The 3,827-nt window shown below is 39.8% G+C and carries 2 protein-coding genes and 2 pseudogenes; 1 reads left to right on the forward strand and 3 read right to left on the reverse strand.

Annotated features, from left to right (window positions below; translation table 11 throughout):
• Window positions 1-352, forward strand: a pseudogene (locus VNZ46_RS06195) (homoserine dehydrogenase); the annotation flags it as partial.
• Between the two features lie 79 nt (window positions 353-431).
• Here VNZ46_RS06195 and VNZ46_RS06200 read toward each other — a convergent pair.
• From VNZ46_RS06200 to VNZ46_RS06210, 3 genes and pseudogenes are all read right to left on the reverse strand, one after another.
• The gene (locus VNZ46_RS06200) at window positions 432-1,757 is read right to left on the reverse strand and encodes a dihydrolipoamide acetyltransferase family protein (protein WP_325559230.1); all 1,326 of its coding nucleotides are present in this window, start codon (window positions 1,755-1,757) and stop codon (window positions 432-434) included.
• Between the two features lie 123 nt (window positions 1,758-1,880).
• Window positions 1,881-3,131 carry a competence/damage-inducible protein A gene (locus VNZ46_RS06205; protein WP_325559231.1) on the reverse strand — a complete coding sequence of 417 codons (1,251 nt, stop codon included), beginning with the start codon at window positions 3,129-3,131 and terminating at the stop codon, window positions 1,881-1,883.
• A 12-nt stretch (window positions 3,132-3,143) separates the two neighbouring features.
• Window positions 3,144-3,827 (reverse strand): annotated as a pseudogene (locus VNZ46_RS06210) (LPS-assembly protein LptD); the annotation flags it as partial.

Here is a 3,827-nt window from a genome sequence, read left to right on the forward strand (position 1 = left end):
TACCGGTGCCGCGGTCTTGTCCGATATTGCAGCTTTACGTTATGGCTATAAGTACGAATATAAAAAGTATAACCAGCACAATGGTTTAAGCCACACAGATAATGTAAACATAGAAGTTTACATACGTTATGTACATGAATACACTATTGAAAAGCTGAAAATCGAAAATATTGTAGAACGTTTCTCACGCGAGGATTATAAATATGTCATCGGAAGTGTGAGCCTGAAAGATTTACTGGCAAACAGAGAATTGCTGCAACAAAAAGACATCTTTATCGCACATACAGGAAAGTACAACTATACAGAGCAGCAAATCAAGGCTGTTGCTGAAGAAGAAGCCGCTGTGCATTAAGTTAATTACATTTTTAGTTTTTGTTTTGATAAAAAAAGGCCCTTCACAAGTGAAGGGCCTTTCTGATTATTGATATTTCTTATATTTCACGATTCACATCCCAGTTTTCCAGGTAATCAGCAACGCGTCTAACAAATGAGCCCCCTAATGCACCATCTACAACTCTATGATCATAGGATAAGGATAAGAACATCATATGACGGATCGCAATCACATCGCCAAATTCTGTTTCCAGTACAGCTGGTTTCTTTTTGATCGCACCAACGGCCAATATTGCAACCTGAGGTTGGTTAATAATTGGTGTGCCCATTACATTACCAAACGAACCTACATTGGTTAACGTAAATGTTCCATTTTGAGTTTCATCTGGTTTCAGTTTTGAAATACGCGCACGATTGGCCAGATCATTTACAGATTTAGTCAATCCAACCAGGTTCAGCTGATCTGCATTTTTGATCACAGGAACGATAAGGTTACCACTTGGAAGAGCAGCCGCCATTCCAATATTAATATCTCTTTTTTTAATGATCTGATTTCCGTTAACGGTTACATTGATCATTGGAAAATCTTTAATGGCTTTAGCTACGGCTTCTACAAAGATTGGCGTAAAAGTGATCTTTTCGTTCTCGCGCTTTTCAAAATTCTTTTTCACTTTCTCTCTCCAGAGCACCATATTGGTCACGTCCGCTTCCACAAAGGAAGTAACATGAGGTGAAGTTTGTTTACTCATCACCATATGTTCAGCAATAAGTTTGCGCATCCTGTCCATTTCCAGAATCTCGTCGCCACCACTCACACTATTCACAGGTGCAGGTTTAGGCGCTGTAACCGCAGGTGTAACTTCAGTTTTTGATGAAGGAGCTGCCGGTGCAGCAGCCTGGTGTTGTACGCCTCCTCTACTGGCTTGAATATAGTTCAACAAGTCGTCTTTGGTTAAACGCCCGTCAGCACCGCTGCCTTTAATTGTATTTAATTCATCCAGGCTAATGTTTTCCTGCGAGGCTATGCTCTTCACAAGAGGAGAATAAAAACGATCAGAACTTTGATAATCAACAACCGCAGTTGCAGATGGCAGTTGTTCTGTTCCAGGAATATTCTCTATAATCTCTTCCCGCGTATCTTCTGCAATTTTTTCCTCTGCCGGCGAAGAAGCAACTGCGGCAGCATCGGTTTCAATAATAGCAATAACTGCGCCCACCTGTACAACCTCATCCTCCTTAAATAACTGTTTAACCAGTTTACCTGCAACTGGCGACGGTACCTCTGAATCTACTTTATCAGTAGCAATTTCCAATATTGTGTCATCCAGCTGTATCATATCACCGGGTTGTTTAACCCATTTAATAATGGTTGCTTCTGCAACGCTCTCCCCCATTTTGGGTAACAGTAATTCGTATTGAGCCATTTTGGTTTACAGTAAATTTAAAATTCGGTATCCGCTGCAAAAGTAAATCTTTTTGAACACTTAATGATAGTTAACTTTGAATTCAATCTCATTTATTCTACAAATCAGACCCAATGCAGACTTTTATTTGGAAGATTCTGCCTTTACCCGAGTGAACAACATGTTCAATGCTGCAATGGCAGACCGCTCTATATTTTGCGCACGTTTATTTCCAAAATTAAAAACTTTAGCCTCTGCACCATTCTTACTTGCCACTGCAATCCATACGGTACCGACTGGTTTATCGGGTGTACCGCCATCGGGACCAGCTATGCCACTTACAGCAACAGCATAATCTGTTTTAAAGTGTTTTACAGCTCCTTCAGCCATTTCTTTTACAGTCTGCTCACTCACCGCTCCAAAATCATTTAAAGTCGTTTTCTGAACTCCCAGTACAGATTCCTTTAATTCATAAGAATAAGTAACCGCTCCCCCCTCATATACCTTTGAACAGCCGGGATGTTGGGTGATCAGATGAGCAATGTAACCACCAGTGCAACTTTCTGCTGTGGATAAGGTAAGTTTCTTAGCCTCCATAAGATCAAGCAAAGCTTTTTCCAAGGGTACATCCTCATCAATAACAACAAAAGGCTTAACTTTTTGTATAATCAGATCAGCATAATGATCAACCTCATGTTTTAAAGCCAGTTCGTTTTCTCCTGAAGCACTAAGTCTTAGGCGAACCTGTCCTAATCTTGGCAAATAGGCCAGTTTAATAGCAGGTGGAAGGCTATCCTCTATCTCTTCTATCTCTTGTGCCAGAAAAGACTCCCCTATGTTAGCAGTTAAAATTGTTTTATGGTAGATCACCGGCAATTTAAACGATTTCTTTAACCTGGGAAGGATTTCATCCTCCATTAAATACATCATCTCAAAAGGTACACCAGGCATAGACACAAATATGTCTCCATGATCTTCAAACCACATACAAGGTGCAGTTCCGTTTTTATTTTTGATCACTGTACAGCCATCCGGAACATCCGCCTGTTTTCTGTTCACTTCCAGCATAGGCCGTTTAAACCGCTCAAAAATACCCTCCACATGCTTTAAGGTTTCTTCATCTCTTCTGAAAGCCATTTTAAAATACCTGGCCAGTGTTATTTTAGTAATATCATCTTTTGTAGGCCCTAAGCCCCCCGTAATCAGGATAATCTGAGCTCTTTTCCTTGCTTCGTTCAGCGCTTCTATAATATGATCCGCATCATCTGAAACAGAAGTAATTTGTTTCACTTTAATCCCGATCAGATTAAGCTGCTTTGCCATCCATGCAGAATTCGTATCAACGATTTGCCCGATAAGGATTTCGTCGCCTATAGTAATAATTTCAGCTAACATAGTTGATGATGATTAGTTATTGTAGTAGGAACTTGCCTGTTTACTTAATTTTAAATCTTGAAGAATAGATGCTTTAACTTTCAGCGTCATCTGGTACATTTTAAAAGCACCAAACGGCACCCATGTAAAGTGAAGATCCCAGCAGTGAAGATCCCTGTAAATGGTAAATGTAGTTAAAGCCAGTTTATTGGTTTGGAAGTTATATCCAGATTCATAAGTGACTTTCCATTTATTAGTTGGGCTAAAATCCCCTCTAAAGGTCAGGTTACTATTCCTTGTCGGTGTATTTCCAGCATCATCTGTATTGTAATTAAAGGAATAAGAAAAGGAAAGATTCCATGGCACATTGAAATCGACAAAAGCATTCGGATCTCTGCTGATCGCAGCAAGGGCATTGGCCTGTTCTGGTGTAATGCCTTTAATTTGAGAAGCCTGGTTTAGCTTATCCATATTGTCCTGCCTTTTTTGAAAAGTAGTTGGATTAAAGCTATAGTCAAAAGAAAAACCAAACTGCGTAAGACGAGGGAGCTGTGCATTTGACCAGGTATACTTATCCTGTAATATCCTTTTTCCGGTATTCAATGTGTCCGGCATCGTTGCATAAGGAGAAAATTGTCCACTAAAATTGATACCGATTTTTTCCGTAAACTGCGACCTTCCGGAAAAGGAAATATTGGAAAGTTTAAATGCTGGTCT

The organism is Pedobacter sp. (assembly GCF_035566355.1).
Taxonomy (GTDB): Bacteria; Bacteroidota; Bacteroidia; order Sphingobacteriales; family Sphingobacteriaceae; genus Pedobacter.